The 15,887-nt window shown below is 63.6% G+C and carries 16 protein-coding genes and 1 pseudogene; 9 read left to right on the top strand and 8 right to left on the bottom strand.

Annotation, left to right across the window (positions count from 1 at the left end; all coding sequences use genetic code 11):
• Positions 1-136 precede the first annotated feature (136 nt).
• Both AC1DYC_RS21890 and AC1DYC_RS21885 read right to left on the bottom strand, forming a co-directional pair.
• On the bottom strand, positions 137-499 hold the full coding sequence (locus tag AC1DYC_RS21890) for a YkvA family protein (RefSeq protein ID WP_477409851.1): 363 nt from the start codon (positions 497-499) through the stop codon (positions 137-139).
• 132 nt (positions 500-631) lie between these two features.
• On the bottom strand, positions 632-928 hold the full coding sequence (locus tag AC1DYC_RS21885) for a 4a-hydroxytetrahydrobiopterin dehydratase (protein ID WP_477409849.1): 297 nt from the start codon (positions 926-928) through the stop codon (positions 632-634).
• 103 nt (positions 929-1,031) lie between these two features.
• Here AC1DYC_RS21885 and AC1DYC_RS21880 point away from each other — a divergent pair, with 103 nt between their 5' ends.
• Positions 1,032-1,544 (top strand): low molecular weight protein-tyrosine-phosphatase, encoded by a 513-nt coding sequence (locus tag AC1DYC_RS21880; protein ID WP_477409847.1) that lies wholly within the window; start codon positions 1,032-1,034, stop codon positions 1,542-1,544.
• Here the strand turns inward: AC1DYC_RS21880 and thpR are convergent.
• Positions 1,448-2,044 (bottom strand): RNA 2',3'-cyclic phosphodiesterase, encoded by a 597-nt coding sequence (gene thpR / locus AC1DYC_RS21875; RefSeq protein ID WP_477409845.1) that lies wholly within the window; start codon positions 2,042-2,044, stop codon positions 1,448-1,450. The genes AC1DYC_RS21880 and thpR overlap by 97 nt on opposite strands.
• Positions 2,045-2,187: 143 nt before the next feature.
• Positions 2,188-2,826 (bottom strand): arylesterase, encoded by a 639-nt coding sequence (locus AC1DYC_RS21870; RefSeq protein ID WP_477409843.1) that lies wholly within the window; start codon positions 2,824-2,826, stop codon positions 2,188-2,190.
• An 85-nt stretch (positions 2,827-2,911) separates the two neighbouring features.
• Here AC1DYC_RS21870 and AC1DYC_RS21865 point away from each other — a divergent pair, with 85 nt between their 5' ends.
• From AC1DYC_RS21865 to AC1DYC_RS21850, 4 genes are all read left to right on the top strand, one after another.
• A complete protein-coding gene (locus tag AC1DYC_RS21865; RefSeq protein ID WP_477409841.1) occupies positions 2,912-3,610 on the top strand; it encodes an ABC transporter ATP-binding protein in 699 nt (232 codons plus the stop codon).
• Positions 3,610-6,159 carry an ABC transporter permease gene (locus AC1DYC_RS21860; RefSeq protein WP_477409839.1) on the top strand — a complete coding sequence of 850 codons (2,550 nt, stop codon included), beginning with the start codon at positions 3,610-3,612 and terminating at the stop codon, positions 6,157-6,159. Before AC1DYC_RS21865 ends, AC1DYC_RS21860 begins: the two co-directional genes overlap by 1 nt.
• Before the next feature lie 240 nt (positions 6,160-6,399).
• Complete coding sequence (locus tag AC1DYC_RS21855) at positions 6,400-7,140, top strand: Bax inhibitor-1/YccA family protein (protein WP_477409837.1); 741 nt, start codon at positions 6,400-6,402, stop codon at positions 7,138-7,140.
• Between the two features lie 118 nt (positions 7,141-7,258).
• The gene (locus tag AC1DYC_RS21850) at positions 7,259-7,837 is read left to right on the top strand and encodes an N-acetyltransferase family protein (protein WP_477409835.1); all 579 of its coding nucleotides are present in this window, start codon (positions 7,259-7,261) and stop codon (positions 7,835-7,837) included.
• Between the two features lie 148 nt (positions 7,838-7,985).
• On the opposite strand, the gene AC1DYC_RS21845 is transcribed toward AC1DYC_RS21850, so the two are convergent.
• The 4 genes and pseudogenes from AC1DYC_RS21845 to acnA all read right to left on the bottom strand — a co-directional run bounded on the left by AC1DYC_RS21845 (position 7,986) and on the right by acnA (position 13,142).
• A complete protein-coding gene (locus AC1DYC_RS21845) occupies positions 7,986-8,375 on the bottom strand; it encodes a DUF2794 domain-containing protein (protein WP_112560078.1) in 390 nt (129 codons plus the stop codon).
• A 480-nt stretch (positions 8,376-8,855) separates the two neighbouring features.
• Positions 8,856-9,221, bottom strand: a pseudogene (locus tag AC1DYC_RS21840) (endonuclease domain-containing protein).
• Positions 9,222-9,323: 102 nt separating this feature from the next.
• Positions 9,324-10,103 carry a DUF1223 domain-containing protein gene (locus AC1DYC_RS21835; protein ID WP_477409833.1) on the bottom strand — a complete coding sequence of 260 codons (780 nt, stop codon included), beginning with the start codon at positions 10,101-10,103 and terminating at the stop codon, positions 9,324-9,326.
• Positions 10,104-10,451: 348 nt separating this feature from the next.
• A complete protein-coding gene (gene acnA, locus AC1DYC_RS21830; RefSeq protein ID WP_477409831.1) occupies positions 10,452-13,142 on the bottom strand; it encodes an aconitate hydratase AcnA in 2,691 nt (896 codons plus the stop codon).
• Positions 13,143-13,427: 285 nt separating this feature from the next.
• Between acnA and ccmA the strand changes: the two genes are divergently transcribed.
• The 4 genes from ccmA to AC1DYC_RS21810 all read left to right on the top strand — a co-directional run bounded on the left by ccmA (position 13,428) and on the right by AC1DYC_RS21810 (position 15,789).
• Positions 13,428-14,036: a heme ABC exporter ATP-binding protein CcmA gene (gene ccmA, locus AC1DYC_RS21825; protein ID WP_477409829.1), complete on the top strand. Its 609-nt coding sequence runs from the start codon at positions 13,428-13,430 to the stop codon at positions 14,034-14,036.
• Between the two features lie 229 nt (positions 14,037-14,265).
• A complete protein-coding gene (ccmB, locus tag AC1DYC_RS21820) occupies positions 14,266-14,931 on the top strand; it encodes a heme exporter protein CcmB (protein WP_477409827.1) in 666 nt (221 codons plus the stop codon).
• Between the two features lie 115 nt (positions 14,932-15,046).
• On the top strand, positions 15,047-15,214 hold the full coding sequence (gene ccmD / locus AC1DYC_RS21815; protein ID WP_477289197.1) for a heme exporter protein CcmD: 168 nt from the start codon (positions 15,047-15,049) through the stop codon (positions 15,212-15,214).
• On the top strand, positions 15,211-15,789 hold the full coding sequence (locus AC1DYC_RS21810; RefSeq protein ID WP_477309588.1) for a DsbE family thiol:disulfide interchange protein: 579 nt from the start codon (positions 15,211-15,213) through the stop codon (positions 15,787-15,789). Before ccmD ends, AC1DYC_RS21810 begins: the two co-directional genes overlap by 4 nt.
• Positions 15,790-15,887: the final 98 nt, after the last annotated feature.

Below are 15,887 nucleotides of genomic sequence, written 5' to 3'. Positions count from 1 at the left end.
CTGCGCCGACTTGGAGGCCACGAAAGCGGCAAGAGTTTGACTTTTTCAACGGCCGCAGCGGAAGCCGAAACCAAGCCGCTATCGCCCTGTTTGAGCGCCGGATTTCTACTGAACCAGTTGCCAATGCGACGGCCGATTAGCTGTTGTCGGCAATCGCCTCCCTGGCGGCCTTGCGGTGGGCGGGGGTGATGTGGGCGCTGACGGCGGTGATCGCGGCCGTCAGCACGGCGATGTCGTCAGTGAAGCCGAGGCCGAGCACGAAATCGGGGATGACGTCGACCGGCAGCACGAAATAGCCGAGCGCGGCGAGCAATATGCCCTTGGCGCGCAAAGGCGTCTTCTTGTCGAGCGCGCAGTAATAGGCGGCGACAACCTCTTCCATGAACGGAATCTGCCGGGCGGCCTTCTTGGCCGTGCGCCAGAATTTGGCACGCACTTCGCTTTCATCCCCCAGCCTGTTGCCGAAGCCGAAGAAATCAAAACCGGGTTGTTGCGCCATCAATGTCTCCTTTGCAGGCCGTCGCGCAGCGTATTGCGCGCGGCCGCCACCGGAAAATGTGGTGAAAGCGCGGGGCTGCTACAAGAGGATGGCGCCGATTTGTCGGCACTGGCGCGTTGCAACGCCGGACGGTCAGCCGCCGGAATACAAGTTCATCTTCTTGGCCAGCGCAATGTCCAGCGCGGTGACGCCGCCGGCATCGTGGGTGTTCAGGGTCACGTCCACCGTCTTGTAGACGTTCGACCAGTCGGGGTGATGGTCCATCTTCTCCGCGGCCAGGGCGACGCGGGTCATGAAGGCGAAGGCTTCGGAAAAATTCTTGAAGACGAAGCTGCGTTTGATGGAAGCGCCGTCCGCGGCCAGCGACCAGCCGCCCAGTTCGGCCAGTGCAGCTGTAATGGCGTCCTTGCTGAGTTTCTCTCTCGTCATGATGATGTCCCGTGCTATTCCAGATCTTGACCCTCACCATAATGCAAGTCGCCCAAAAGTGCCTTGCGTTTTGGGCTTCCAAATGCACAAACGGCGCATACCGATGAGCATAAAGCCGATAAACTCCATACTCTTCGTTTGCCTCGGCAATATCTGCCGCTCGCCACTCGCGGAAGGCGTGTTTCGCGCCGTACTGGCCGAGCGCGGCCGCGACATGATGCTGGATTCTGCGGCGACCGGCGGCTGGAACCTTGGCGAAGCCCCCGATCCACGCTCGGTTGCGATCGCCGCCCGTCACGGCATCGACATTTCCGGGCAGCGGGCGCGCAAGGTCAGGCCGGAGGATTTTTCGCGATTCGACCTGATCCTCGGCATGGATCGGCAGAATGTCCGCGACCTGATGGCGCTGGCGCCGGCTCACGCAAGCGAGCGCATCCAGTTGCTGGTGGAGTTCGCACAGGGCAAAACCCGCGACGTGCCGGACCCTTATTACGACGGCCCGGAAGCCTTCGCCTCGGTCTACCGCATGATCCGCGAAGCGTCGGAGGCGTTGGCAAAGCTGCTCGAAGCGCGCGCATCGACGCTGGAGAGCGGCCAGGCCTCTTCGACGATGTAGGGTCCGCCGCCGACCGAATCGCGCGACGACATCAGCACGAAGCGGCCGACGCGGAACGGCAGCGTCGAGAAATTGCCGCGCGCCGACAGATATTGCGCAACGTCGAGCGGGCTCGAATTGCGCAGGCGCGCCAGCGTCACATGCGGCGTGAACTTGCGCGGATCGGCGGGCAGGCCGAGCCGCTGGCAGATGCGGTCGATTTCGCCTTGCAGCGCCGACAGATCGGGCGAGGCGAAGACGCCGGCCCAGACGGCATGCGGCTTTTTCTGGCCGAAGGCGCCGACCCCTGACAGCGTCAGCGAGAAGGATGGGCGGTGAACCCGGTCGAGCGCGTTGGCGATTTCGTCGGCGACATGGCCCTCGACATCGCCGATGAAGCGCAGCGTCATGTGGTAGTTTTCGACATCGATCCAGCGCGCCCCGGGCAGGCCGCCCCTGAGCAGGGACAGCGAAAGAGCGGCGTCACGCGGTATTTCGAGGGCGGTGAAAAGACGCGGCATGGTGAGCCTCCCTTCCTCGAATCGAACTATGCCCCTAGCGAATCATCGATATTCAAACGGGGCAAGTGGTTTGTTGGTCGCAGGCTTTCCCTAATGTTTCCCTTACGGAAGCTGCCGTCAGAAGCGAAGATCCCGCTTCAGGCTCAGCCCTCGACCGCTGCAATCGCCTTCTCCACCGTAGGCAGGATGCGCTCGATCATGCGGTCGACGCCCTTGGCATTGGGGTGCAGGCCGTCCTCGAGCTGAAACCCGCTCTCGCCGGCAACGCCATCGAGAAAGAACGGATAAAGCGGCACATCGTATTTCGCGGCCAGCTTCGGATAGATCGCATCGAAGGCAGTCTGGTAGTCGGCGCCGAGATTGGGCGCGGCGCGCATGCCGGCCAGAAGCACGGCGATCTTGCGCGCTTTCAGCTTTGCCAGCATGTCGTCCAGATTCTTTTCAGCAATGTTGGGCGAGACGCCGCGCAGCATGTCGTTGGCGCCGAGTTCGAGGATGACCAGCTTTGTGCCGTCCGGCACCGACCAGTCGAGCCGCGCCAGGCCGCCGCTCGTCGTGTCGCCGGAGACGCCGGCATTGGCGACGGTGACATCATGGCCCTTGGCGCGAAGGACTGCCTGCAATTTGTCGGTAAAGCCTTCGCCAGGCCCGAGGCCAAAGCCCGCCATCAGGCTGTCGCCGAAGCCGACGATGGTGAATGTCTCGGCCCGCGCCGACGAAATGGCGCCGCAAAGGGCGAGGAAAAGGATCAAGCCTGCGGCTATCTGGCGTTTGAAAGACATGCGGCAGGCCCCATATGACCAAGAATTCTTCCGGCGACGGCTTCCGGCAAGCAGAGCCTTCATCCTGATATAGGACGCTTTAATTGTGACAGAAGCCGTCATCGAGCTGAAAGACATATCCCTGACCCTTGGCCAAGGTGCGTCATCCGTCCATGTGCTGAAAGACGTCAGCCTCGACGTGACACGCGGCGAGGCGACCGGCATTGTCGGTCCCTCAGGGTCCGGCAAGTCGACCTTGCTGATGGTGCTGGCGGGGCTGGAGCGGGTCGATTCGGGCACGGTGCGCATCGCCGGCGAATCGCTTAACGGCAAAAGCGAGGACCAGATTGCATCGTTTCGGGGCCGAAACATCGGCATCGTATTCCAGTCCTTCCACCTCATTCCCAACATGACGGCGCTTGAAAATGTCGCGGTGCCGCTGGAACTGGCCGGCCATGCCGATCCGTTCGGCGTGGCGGCGCGGGAGCTCGCGGCAGTGGGCCTCAGCGACCGCGTCACGCATTATCCCGGCGAACTCTCCGGCGGGGAACAGCAGCGCGTGGCGATCGCAAGAGCGCTGGCGCCGGCGCCGCGCATTCTCATTGCCGACGAGCCGACCGGCAATCTCGACCAGGCGACGGGGCGGCAGGTCGCCGACCTTCTGTTCGCCAAGGCAGCCGAGCGCGGCATGACGCTGGTGCTGGTCACCCATGATCCTGCCCTTGCGGCGCGCTGTTCGCGCCAGGTATCGATGCGCTCGGGCCGCATCGAGGATGCGCCTCTGCAGGTCAAGGTGCCTGCCTGATGCCGCTGTCGCAGACGCTGAAGCTGGCGTTTCGCTTCTCGCTGCGCGAAATGCGCGGCGGGCTGTCCGGCTTCATGATTTTCCTGGCCTGCATTGCGCTTGGCGTGGCTGCCATCGGCGGCGTCAATTCGGTGGCGCAGGCGATCACCGCCGGCGTCGCCGACCAGGGCCAGACGCTGCTTGGCGGCGACCTGCGCTTCCAGCTCAACCAGCGCGATACGATGCCTGCCGAAAGCGCCTTCCTCAATGGCCTGGGTGCTGTGTCGCACAGCGCCAATATGCGCTCGATGGCGCGGCTCGAGGACGGCTCTGACCAATCGCTGGTCGAGGCCAAGGCGGTCGACGACGGCTATCCGCTCTATGGGGCACTGCAGACCGAGCCGGCACTTTCGAGACAGGGTCTGTTCGGTGAAAAATCCGGCGTCTTCGGCGCCGCTGCCCCCGACCTTCTGTTCGACCGGCTCAATGTGAGGATCGGCGACCGGCTGAAGCTCGGTAGCGCGACCTTCGAACTGCGCGCCAGGCTGGTCAGCGAACCGGACGCAGTGTCGGACGGGTTCGGCTTCGCGCCGCGGCTGATGGTCTCGACCGCGGGGCTTGCCGCATCCGGGCTGATCCAGCCGGGCAGCCTGGTCGAGAACGCCTACAAGGTGCGGCTGCCGGCCGGCGCCAGCGAGGCCGATCTCAAGGCCATCCAGGATCGGGCGGCCAGCGATTTCCCCGAAGCCGGCTGGTCGATCCGCACGCGCGCCAACGCTGCACCGGCGCTGTCCTCCAACATCGAGCGCTTCTCGCAGTTCCTGACGCTGGTCGGGCTGACGGCGCTGGTGGTCGGCGGCGTCGGCGTGGCGAACGCGGTGCGCGCCTATCTCGACGGCAAGCGCGGCGTCATCGCCACCTTCAAGAGCCTCGGCGCATCCGGCGGCTTCGTCTTCACCGTCTATCTCGTGCAGATTCTGATGATCGCCGGCCTTGGCATCGTGCTCGGTCTCGTCCTCGGCGCCGCCATGCCGTTCGCGGCCAGTGCTGCCCTGCAATCTGTCATTCCGGTGCCGGCGCAAGGGGGGTTCTATCCCGGCGCACTGGCCATGGCGGCTTTGTTCGGGCTGCTGGTGACGCTGGCGTTCGCGCTGCTACCGCTCGGCCGCGCCCGCGATGTGCCGGCAACGGCGCTGTTTCGCGAAATGGGTTTTGAGGGCCGCGGCTTTCCGCGCCTGCCCTATCTTGCGGCAGCGGTCGGCATCGCGCTCGCTCTGGCGGCTTTGGCCATCCTGTTTTCCGGCGACCAGCGCATTGCCTCCATCTTCGTCGGCGCGACGATCTTCGCCTTTCTGGTGCTGCGCCTCGTCGGCGCGCTGGTGCAATGGGTGGCGCGCAAAAGCCCGCGCGTGCGCTCGGTCGCGCTCAGGCTCGCCATCGGCAACATCCACCGGCCCGGCGCGCTGACGCCGTCCGTCGTGCTATCGCTGGGGCTCGGCTTGACGCTTTTGGTGACGCTGGCGCTGATCGACGGGAATCTACGGCAGCAAATCTCCGGCAGCCTGCCGGAGCGGGCGCCGAACTTCTTCTTCGTCGATATCCAGAATAGCGATGTCGATGCCTTCTCGGCGCTGGTCGGCAAAGAGGCGCCCAAGGGCACGCTGGTCAAGGTGCCGATGCTGCGCGGCCGGGTGATGGCGCTGAACGGCGTCGATGTCGATAAGGCCAAAGTGCCGGCTGAAGGCGCCTGGGTGCTGCGCGGCGATCGCGGCCTGACCTATGACGCCAAACAGCCGGCCAACGCGACGCTGACCGAAGGCAGCTGGTGGCCCGACAACTATACCGGCGAGCCGTTGGTTTCCTTCTCTAACGATGAAGGCAAGGCGCTGGGGCTGAAACTCGGCGACAGCGTCACCGTCAATGTGCTGGGCCGCAATGTGACGGCCAGGATCGCCAATTTCCGACAGGTGCAATGGGAGACGATGGGCATCAATTTCGTCATGGTGTTCTCGCCCAACACTTTCGCCGGCGCCCCGCATGGCTGGCTGGCGACACTGACGGAAAAGGATGCCACGGCAGCAGATGATGCCCGCCTGCTCAATGCCGTCACTCGCGCTTTCCCGGCGGTGACGACGGTGCGGGTCAAGGACGCGCTTGATGTCGTCAACCGGCTGGTCGGCCAGCTCGGCACGGCGATCCGGGCGGCGGCCGGCGTGGCGCTGATCGCTTCGGTGCTGGTGCTGGCGGGCGCGCTCGCCGCGGGCAATCGCGCCCGCATCCACGATGCCGTGGTGCTGAAGACGCTGGGCGCAACGAGGCGGACGCTGATCGCGGCGTTTTCGCTCGAATATATGCTGATCGGGCTCGCCACCGCGGTGTTCGCGCTAGCCGCCGGCGGCATTGCCGCCTGGTACATCGTCGACCGCATCATGACGCTGCCATCGCATTTCATGCCGGAGGTGGCGGTGGCGACTTTGATCTTCGCGCTGGTGATCACCGTCGGCATCGGCCTTGCCGGGACATGGCGGGTGCTCGGCCACAAGGCGGCGCCGGTGCTGCGCGACCTCTAGGTTTCAAGCGGCAAAGCCGGCCGAATCCGGCCCGCTCCGATTAAATCTTGGTAATGGAGCGGCCGCGAGAGGCCACAAAACCGGCTTCCGGCGATTCACCAAGCGTTGCAGGCCGTTACGGTCTTGTTCTTGACGTCAAGAACCATCATATTTCGCCACAGGCATGCTGGAGCCCCGCCAGCGGCGCCCAGGCCCGGAAGGGCCTGACACCGTACGGGGCAGAAGCAACAGAGGATTCCAATGGCTGAGCCCATTCGCAACTACCAGACTTCGGCCGTGCCGCGCGCGCGCGCCGACATCGACCAAGGCCTGCGCAGCTACATGCTGAAGGTCTACAATTTGATGGGGCTTGGTCTCCTCATCACCGGCATCGCCGCCTGGGGCGCTTTCCATCTCGCCGTCACCGGCGACGGACAGCTGACCGCTTTCGGCACGCTGATCTATGCCAGCGCCTTCCGCTGGGTAGTCATCTTCGCCCCGCTCGCTCTCGTCTTCTTCCTGTCGTTCAGGATCCAGTCGATGAGCGTGGCCGCGGCGCAGGCAACCTTCTGGGTCTATTCGGGCCTGGTTGGCCTGTCGCTGTCGACCATCTTCCTGGTCTACACCGGCGCCTCGATCACCCAGACTTTCTTCGCCACGGCGGCCGCCTTTGGCGCGCTGTCGCTTTATGGCTACACGACAAGGCGCGACCTGTCGGCGTTCGGGTCGTTCCTGGTCATGGGCCTGTTCGGCCTGATCGCCGCGATGGTGATCAACTACTTCCTGGCCTCGACGGCGCTCGGCTTCGCCATTTCGGCGATCGGCGTGCTGATCTTCGCCGGCCTTACCGCCTATGACACGCAGACCATCAAGGAAATGTATTTCGAAGGCGATGGCGCCGACGTGGCCGGCCGCAAGGCCACCATGGGCGCGCTGAGGCTCTATCTCGACTTCATCAACCTGTTCATGTTCCTGCTGCAGTTCATGGGCGATCGCCGCTAAGCGGCTCCATCCAGGCAGCTGGACCAGCTGATATCGAAAGGGCGGCCCAACGGCCGCCCTTTTCTTTTGTGCCGGCCTTTGCTGTTATGGCAGGCAGATGAAACCACTTGCACAAATTATGAGCAAAATTTCCATACGCGCGGCCCTGGAGAGCGACCTCGACCGAATCACCGAGATTTACGCTGATGCGGTTACGCATGGCACGGCGAGCTATGAGTTGGAGCCGCCCAGCCGCGCCGAGATGGGCGTGCGCCTCGACAGCCTGACGGGGGGCGGCTTTCCCTATCTGGTGGCGGAAAAGGATGGGACGCTGCTTGGCTATGCCTATGCCGGCGCCTTCCGGCCGCGTCCGGCCTACCGATTCATCGTCGAGGATTCGGTCTATGTCGCGCCAGACGCCAAGGGCCAGGGCGTCGGGCTTTTGCTGATGCAGGCGCTGATCGAGGCGTGCCGGGTGGCGGGTTTTCGCCAGATCATAGCTGTGATCGGTGACGGTCACGCCGACAGCGCGTCGGTTCGGTTGCATGAAAAGCTTGGCTTTCGCCATTCCGGCCGTCTGGAAGGTTCCGGCTACAAGCATGGGCGCTGGCTGGACACGGTGTTCATGCAGCTGCCGCTGAATGGCGGGGCAACGGCTCCGCCCGATCCGGATTCGCTGCCGGAGCGGAAATTTCGCAAGAGTCTTGGCGGGAAGTGAGTGAGGTTGACGAACTTAGGAACTGGAGAATTGATGAACTGAAGAATTGGAGAAAAGGGACCCAGTCCTGGAGAAATCCCGTCTTCTCAACTCCTAAGCTCTCTATTTTTTCAATTTCCCCAATTCCTAAGTTCTTCAATTCCCCAACTCAGGCCTCGACAACTTTCAGCTTGGGATCGAACACGCCGAGCACGCGGCCCAGTTCCTGGCCGCGCTTGAGGATGCGGCCGCCGGCAGCGATGACGGCGAACGCGCCTTGCCGGCGCGCCAGTTTCGGATCCTTGACGATCTGGAACAGCGGCACTTCGCTGGCTCGGCGGAAGACCGAAAACACAGCGCGATCAGCGAGATGATCGATGGCGTAGTCGCGCCACTCATTGGCGGCGACCATGCGTCCGTAGAGTCTCAGGATCTCATCGAGTTCACGCCGGTCGAAGCGAACCGGCTGGTCGAGGCGTTCGCGTCGCGCCTCCTGCAGCGGGATCAATATTGCGGATGAGTCCCCATCCTCCGCTCCACCGCTGCTGCGATCGGTCATCCCGCGATCCCTTTAAAAATGAATCTCGCTTGCAGAAGTTGGCGTGTTCGCGGTGGAATTGCAAGACCCGGCTAACCATCCCGGGGCTGCGCTGTTTTCGCAACGTCCAGTCACTTTTATAAAACGCGGTGTTTGAATTGGTGATGCTCCGCCACATTCCTGCCTTATTTTATCCGCGCTCATGCCCCAATGTCCGACGAATTTACCGGCGTTGCCTGAGACGGTTCGGTCCGGCACCGGCTCGTAAACCCCAAGCCCCCCGCCCACGGGTCTGCGTCGGATCGAACCAACCTCGGACTTTCCTCAGGGAGAGACCGGGTGCGACGATCCCAAAACCTAAATGACCGACGTCAGAAGCAAGCTGACGTCGGTTTTTTGTTGCGTGGAGCGCTTTTTCCTTCTCCCCCTGTGGGAGAAGGTGGATCGGCGCGTAGCGCCGAGACGGATGAGGGGTGCTCCAGCTTGACGCCGGCGGTCCCTTCACCGCCACGGCTGCAGGTTAACATCACGCACGTACGCGATGATGGTATCGCAAACGCCGTTCATATCCTTCAACACGTCGTCGTTCCAAAAGCGCAGCACCCGAAAGCCTCTCGCTTTCAACTCGACGGCGCGGATCAGCCTCTGATTCCGCGTGCTGGCTTCCGTCGATCTCGATAATCAGTCCAGCCTCGAGGCAGACGAAATCGGCAACATACTTTCCGACTGCATCTGACGCCTGAATTTTATCCCGTCGAGCCTGCGGTCACGCAACTCCTGCCACAGCCTCTCTTCCGCTTCCGTCATGTCGCGTCGAAGGGAGCGAGCGAAGCGGCGTTTGGCTGGTGGAATTGGCTGATGCGGCATGGCGCGAGCTTAGTTCGACGCCGAGTTCCGTCCAACACCCCTCATCCGTCTCGGCGCTGCGCGCCGATCCACCTTCTCCCACAGGGGGAGAAGGAGAAAAGCTTACGGCTTGTGAATAAACGCGGCGCCCAAAATCGGGCCCGGCAAGCCGTCCTTGCCGACCGATTGCAGCAGCACGGCGCAGCCGCCTTTCTTGGCGATCTCGGTCATCGGCAATTCGTAGCGCTGCGCCTTGCCGTGCCACATGCCGGCGGTCTGGATGCCGGAGACGGCGTTCCAGTAGGTCATGCTGCGGCCGGTGTTCTCGCCCTTGGCGATGGTGACCGTCTGCGGCGGTTCGAAATAGACGATGACGACATGGGCGTCGGTCGGGCCGCTGCCGGCGTCGCCGGCATCGATCATGACGCGGTCGCTGGTGCGGCTGACCTTGACGCTGACCCGCATGCCTTCGCCGGATTTCTCCATGCGGGCAAGTGTGCCGTCGACTTCCTTGCGGCTGGCGCCGTTGACATGGCTGCGGCCGTTGATGACGGCTTGCGGCGTGTAGACTGAGCGCGTGCCGAAGGCGCGCATATAGTCATATTGCCGGTCGGTGTTGTCCTTGTTGCTCAGCGTGTCCTGCCAGCCGAGATAGTCCCAGTAATTGACGTGGTAGGCGAGCGCGACGACGTTGTCCTTGGCTGCCAGTTCGGCAAAGAGAGCGTCGGCCGGCGGACAGGAGTTGCAGCCCTGGCTGGTGAACAGCTCGACGACGCCCAGCGGCTTGTCGGTCTGGGGCTTATCCGCCTGGGTGGTTCCCGACTCCTCGGTAAACCCGGTCCCGGCAAGCGCCGAGAAGGCCAGCGCAAAAGCCGCAAGCCGCAGAGGTTGTCGAGGTGCCATGGTCGTTCCGATTCCCGCCGGTGACGCCGGCCTTGTTCTGGTTGCCCAGATTTGTGGCAGAAGCGACAGTCAACGGGAAGTCACGTTGCGGTGAAATTTTTGCTGCCGCAACCGCGGGTTTGGCCGCTGCGGGCGGAGCACTTCACCGCCCGGTTCGATCGGGAGCATGGCATCAGGAGCTTGCGGCGGATCTTGCTGAGCCCAGCCAGTTTTTACTGCGGGCGGACAGGACGGAACTCCCGGCCGGCCGGCCAATGCTTTGGAAAGACTAGGAGTCAGGCAGTAGGCAGTAGGCAGTAGGCAGTAGGCAGTAGGGAAGCCCTATTCCCTACTGCCCAATCCCTGCCCTTAAGCCGCCAGATCGCGCAGCACGTATTGCAGGATGCCGCCGTTCTTGAAGTAGTCGAGCTCATCCAGCGTATCGATGCGGCAGATGATCGGCACGTTCTTCACCGTGCCGTCGCCATAGGTGACCTTGGCGATCATCGTCTGCCGCGGCTTGATGGCGCTCAAGCCATCGATCTCGACGATCTCGTCGCCCTTGAGGTTGAGCGATGCCCATGACGTGCCTTCCTCGAAGACGAAGGGGATGACGCCCATGCCAACCAGGTTGGAGCGATGGATGCGCTCGAAGGACTGGGCGATGACGGCGCGGACACCGAGCAGGTTGGTGCCCTTGGCCGCCCAGTCGCGCGATGAGCCGTTGCCGTATTCGACGCCGGCGAAGATGACCAGCGGCACGCCTTCCCTTTTGTACTCCATCGCCGCGTCGTAGATCGATTCCTCTTCCTTCGACGGGTAGTGGATGGTGTAACCGCCCTCGCGGCCGTTCTCGCCCAGCATGTGGTTGCGGATGCGTATGTTGGCAAAGGTGCCGCGCATCATCACCTCATGATTGCCGCGCCGCGTGCCGTACTGGTTGAAGTCGGCAACGCCGACGCCGTGGTCGGTGAGGTATTTGCCGGCCGGCGATGCCGCCTTGATCGAACCCGCCGGCGAGATGTGGTCGGTGGTGATCTTGTCGCCGAAGAGACCCAGCACGCGTGCGCCCTTGATGTCGCCGATCTTGCCGAAGCCGGCAGTCATTCCGGCAAAATAGGGCGGGTTCTGCACATAGGTCGAATTATCGTCCCAGGCATAGGTCTGGCCTTCCGGCGCCTTGACGTTCTGCCAGTACTCGTCGCCCTTGAAGACGTCGGCATATTTGCGGGCGAACAGTTCGCGGGTGACGTTCTTCTCGATGAACTCCTGGATCTCGGCCGAACTCGGCCAGATGTCCTTCAAGTAGACCGGCTTGCCGTCACGGCCTTCGCCGAGCGGCTCGGTGGTCAGGTCCTTAGTGACGGTTCCAGCCAAAGCGTGGGCAACGACCAGCGGCGGCGACGCCAGGTAGTTGGCTTGCACGTCAGGCGAGACGCGGCCTTCGAAATTGCGGTTGCCGGAGAGCACCGCGGCAGCAATCAAGCCCTTATCGTTGATGGTTTTCGAAATCGGCGCCGGCAGCGGGCCGGAATTGCCGATGCAGGTGGTGCAGCCGAAGCCGACCAGGTTGAAGCCGATCTGGTCAAGCTCCTTCTGCAGGCCGGATTTTTCGAGATACTCGGCGACGACCTGGCTGCCGGGGGCCAGCGATGTCTTCACCCACGGCTTCTGCTTGAGGCCGAGCCGGTTGGCGTTTCGCGCCAGCAGGCCGGCGCCGATCAGCACGCTCGGATTGGAGGTGTTGGTGCAGGAGGTGATGGCGGCGATGACGACGTCGCCATGGCCGAGATCATGGTCGGTGCCTTCGACGGCGTAGCGCTTCGAGATCTCTGCGGCCTTCTTGTATTCGGTCTCCATCGCCTTGACGAAGCCGGCTGGAATGCCTTCCAGCGCGACGCGGCCTTCGGGGCGCTTGGGGCCGGCCATCGACGGCACGACCTCGCTGAGTTCAAGCTCGAGCAGATCGGTAAAGACCGGGTCAGCCGAGCCTGTATCGCGCCACATGCCTTGCGCCTTGGAATAGGCCTCGACCAGAGCGATGCGGCTTTCCTCGCGGCCCGACATCGTCAGGTAGCGGATGGTTTCGCCGTCGACCGGGAAGAAGCCGCAGGTGGCGCCGTATTCGGGCGCCATGTTGCCGATGGTGGCCCGGTCGGCCAGCGTCATGTTGGAGAGGCCGGGGCCGAAGAACTCGACGAACTTGCCGACGACGCCCTTCTTGCGCAGCATCTGGGTCACGGTGAGCACGAGGTCGGTCGCGGTGACGCCTTCCTTCAGCTTGCCGGTGAGGCGGAAGCCGATCACTTCCGGCAACAGCATGGAGACCGGCTGGCCGAGCATGGCGGCCTCTGCCTCGATGCCGCCAACGCCCCAGCCGAGCACGCCAAGGCCGTTGATCATGGTGGTGTGCGAATCGGTGCCGACGCAGGTGTCGGGATAGGCGGTGGTTTCGCGGTCTTCGGTGTTGGTCCAGACGACCTGTCCGAGATATTCGAGATTGACCTGGTGGCAGATGCCGGTGCCGGGCGGCACGACGCGGAAGTTGCGGAACGCCTGCTGTCCCCATTTCAGGAATTTGTAGCGCTCTTCGTTGCGCTCATATTCGAGCTCGACATTCCTGGCGAAAGCCATCGGCGTGCCGAATTCGTCGACGATGACCGAATGGTCGATGACGAGGTCGACCGGCACCAGCGGGTTGATCTTCTGCGGATCGCCGCCGAGCGCCTTGAGGCCGTCGCGCATGGCGGCAAGATCGACCACCGCCGGAACGCCGGTGAAATCCTGCATCAGGACGCGGGCCGGGCGATAGGCGATCTCGACGCCGGCGGTGCCCTTGTCGGTCAGCCAGCCGGCAACCGCCTGGATGCTCTCCTTGGTGACGGAGCGGCCGTCTTCGTTGCGCAGCAGGTTCTCCAGCAACACCTTCATCGAATAGGGCAGCTGGGCGATGCCGGTGAGGCCGTTCTTCTCGGCCTCGACCAGATTGTAATAGACATAGTCCGCGCCACCCACGGTGAGGGTGCGGCGGCAATTGAAACTGTCGAGGGATTTTGACACGTGCGGTCCGTCCTTGTCTGTTCAGCCTGAAAGGGAACGGACGCCGATGGGCATGCAATCACGCGCAAAGGTGCGGGTACGGCCATTTCCGCTGTCCGCTCCCAAGCAACCCGAGCCGTTCAAGGCGGCGCGTGCGCTGGTTCGGCGCAAATTCTGTTCCCGTGCCGACCGCTGGCACGAATGACCCGCATATAGAGAATTTTCTGGAATAGTTCTAGACAGTTGCGGAGCAAATTTGTGCGATGCGGCAGCTATCGCGCGGTAAAGTTTTCGGGACGGGCAGGCATGCGGCTGATTGCCGAAAATCTGGGCGGCGAACGCGGCGGCGAAAGGGTCTTTTCCGGCATCGGCTTTGCGCTCGAAAAGGGCCAGGCGCTGGTCGTCACCGGACCGAATGGATCAGGCAAATCGACGCTGCTCAGGGTCATCGCCGGGCTGCTGCCGAAAGCGGAAGGCGATGTGCGCATCGACGGCGGCGGCGAGACGTCTCCGACGATTGCTTCGGCCGTCCATTATCTCGGCCATCTCAATGCAATGAAGACGGCGCTCAGCGTGGCGGAGAATTTGCGCTTCTGGCGCGATTTCAACGGCGAGGGGCAGTTGGGTGTCGAAGAGGCGCTGGAGACGGTCGGGCTTGGCGGTATCGGCCATCTGCCGTTCGGGTATTTGTCGACCGGTCAAAGAAGGCGGGCGGCGATTGCGAAGCTGCTGGTCAGCCACAGGCCGCTCTGGCTGCTGGATGAGCCGACGGCGGGGCTGGACAAGGCTTCGGAGGAACGGTTCGCGGGGCTGATGGCGAGGCATTGCGCGGACGGTGGGATTGTCGTTGCGGCGACGCATCTGCCGCTGGGATTGGATGGGGCACAGCCGTTGGTTATGGGGCAGGCCGTCTGATGTCGGCACTCTGGCACACCCCCCTCTGCCCTGCCGGGCATCTCCCCCGCAAGGAGGGAGATCAGCCGTCGCGCCGGCTTTCGCCAATCACCACCGTTGAAGGAGAGGCGTCTACAAGGACGCTGCCAATCTCCCCCCTTGCGGGGGAGATGGCCGGCAGGCCAGAGGGGGGTGTGAAGGAACGCGGTCTTAGCAGAGAATGCAGTCGAACCGCAGCGGCGGCTCGCCCATGCTAGCCCTCTTCCTCCGCGATATCCGTCTCTCCATCCGTGCCGGCGGCGGGGCACTCACCGGCGTCATCTTCTTCCTCGCCGTCATTGCCACCATCCCCTTCGGCGTCGGGCCGGACCTGAAGCTGCTTGCGCGCATCGGTCCGGCGATCCTGTGGATCGGCGCCTTGCTCGCCTGCCTGCTCGGCCTCGACCGGCTGTTCCAGGCCGATCGCGAGGACGGCTCGCTCGACCTTCTGGTGCTCGGCCACGACCGACACATGCTGGCGCTGACGGTGCTGGTGAAATGCCTGGCGCACTGGGCGGGCAGCGTCTTGCCGCTGGTGGTTGCCGCGCCCTTGCTCGGCCTGTTCATGAATATGGAGCCGCTCAGCATCGGCGCTACGGCGCTGACCCTTTTGGTCGGCACGCCGGCCATCACCTTCATCGGCGCGGTGGGTGCGGCGGTGGCGGTGGCGCTGCCGCGCGGCGGGCTGTTGATTTCGGTGCTGGTGCTGCCGCTGACCATCCCGGTGCTGATCTTCGGCGTTTCGGCCAGCTACGGCGCGGTGGCCGACCCTGATCCTTTCTTGCAGCCCTTCCTCATTCTTGCCGCGCTGACGCTGTTTCTTGCCGTGCTCGGCCCGGTGGCGGCAGCGCTGGCGCTGCGGCATGGAACAGATTGATGCGGCTAGTGCAAGCAACTGGGGCGCTGCGGCCAATTGCGAAGCCGAAGCGGCAAAGCTATGGGAAGGCCATGATCGAGCACGGCGAAGCGACAGCGGAAGGGAAGCGGGCTGCATGAGCGCACACGCCCTTTACGTCACCGCCGCCTATGGCATCACGGCGATCGTGCTGGCCGGGCTGATCGGCTGGATCCTGCTCGACCAGCGCGCCCGCAAGCGCGAATTGGCAGAACTCGAAGCCGCCGGCGTGCGGCGTCGTTCCGATAAGGCCAGCAAACCATGAGCACGGAAAGCGAAACGCCGGCGCCGCCGCGCCGCCGCCTGATCGTGCTGCTGCCGCTGTTGGTTTTCCTCGGCCTGGCCGGGTTGTTCCTGCTGCAGCTTTTGTCGGGACGCGACGAGGCGGAAGTGCCGTCGGCGCTGATCGGCCTGCCGGCGCCGCAGACCAATCTGCCGGCGCTGGAAGGGTCAAACCTGCCTGGGCTGGATTCGAAAGCGTTCGCCGGCAAGGTGACGCTGGTCAATGTGTTTGCGTCGTGGTGCGCGCCGTGCCGGGAAGAACATCCGGTGCTTTTGGCGCTGTCGCAGGACAAGCGCTTCACGCTTGCCGCACTGAACTACAAGGACGAGCCGCAAAACGCGCGCCGGTTCCTCGGCGATCTCGGCAATCCGTTCCAGGCCATCGGCGTCGACGAAGCCGGTCGCACCGCCATCGACTGGGGTGTTTACGGCGTGCCGGAAACCTTCGTCATCGGCAAGGACGGCAAGATTGCCTACAAATATGTCGGGCCGCTGACGGGGGAGTCGGCGCAGACGGTGCTGATGCCCGAAATCGAAAAGGCACTCGCGGCGCATTGATGTTCAGGTGATGCCGGCCTGCAAACGGCGGATACCTGCGCTTCCGGTGCTCACGTACGAAAAGTACGCTCCGCTCCGGTTCTCGGCATCCACCGTTT

Source organism: Mesorhizobium sp. P2_E7 (assembly GCF_056403855.1).
The sequence above is the reverse complement of the archived record's forward strand: the minus strand, read 5'-3'. Positions and strand labels throughout refer to the sequence as shown.

Coding starts and splice junctions, on each gene's coding strand:
- AC1DYC_RS21890 (WP_477409851.1), bottom strand. CDS start 499: ATGGCGCAACAACCCGGTTTTGATTTCTTCGGCTTCGGCAACAGGCTG.
- AC1DYC_RS21885 (WP_477409849.1), bottom strand. CDS start 928: ATGACGAGAGAGAAACTCAGCAAGGACGCCATTACAGCTGCACTGGCC.
- AC1DYC_RS21880 (WP_477409847.1), top strand. CDS start 1,032: ATGAGCATAAAGCCGATAAACTCCATACTCTTCGTTTGCCTCGGCAAT.
- thpR (WP_477409845.1), bottom strand. CDS start 2,044: ATGCCGCGTCTTTTCACCGCCCTCGAAATACCGCGTGACGCCGCTCTT.
- AC1DYC_RS21870 (WP_477409843.1), bottom strand. CDS start 2,826: ATGTCTTTCAAACGCCAGATAGCCGCAGGCTTGATCCTTTTCCTCGCC.
- AC1DYC_RS21860 (WP_477409839.1), top strand. CDS start 3,610: ATGCCGCTGTCGCAGACGCTGAAGCTGGCGTTTCGCTTCTCGCTGCGC.
- AC1DYC_RS21855 (WP_477409837.1), top strand. CDS start 6,400: ATGGCTGAGCCCATTCGCAACTACCAGACTTCGGCCGTGCCGCGCGCG.
- AC1DYC_RS21850 (WP_477409835.1), top strand. CDS start 7,259: ATGAGCAAAATTTCCATACGCGCGGCCCTGGAGAGCGACCTCGACCGA.
- AC1DYC_RS21845 (WP_112560078.1), bottom strand. CDS start 8,375: ATGACCGATCGCAGCAGCGGTGGAGCGGAGGATGGGGACTCATCCGCA.
- AC1DYC_RS21835 (WP_477409833.1), bottom strand. CDS start 10,103: ATGGCACCTCGACAACCTCTGCGGCTTGCGGCTTTTGCGCTGGCCTTC.
- ccmA (WP_477409829.1), top strand. CDS start 13,428: ATGCGGCTGATTGCCGAAAATCTGGGCGGCGAACGCGGCGGCGAAAGG.
- ccmB (WP_477409827.1), top strand. CDS start 14,266: ATGCTAGCCCTCTTCCTCCGCGATATCCGTCTCTCCATCCGTGCCGGC.
- ccmD (WP_477289197.1), top strand. CDS start 15,047: ATGAGCGCACACGCCCTTTACGTCACCGCCGCCTATGGCATCACGGCG.
- AC1DYC_RS21810 (WP_477309588.1), top strand. CDS start 15,211: ATGAGCACGGAAAGCGAAACGCCGGCGCCGCCGCGCCGCCGCCTGATC.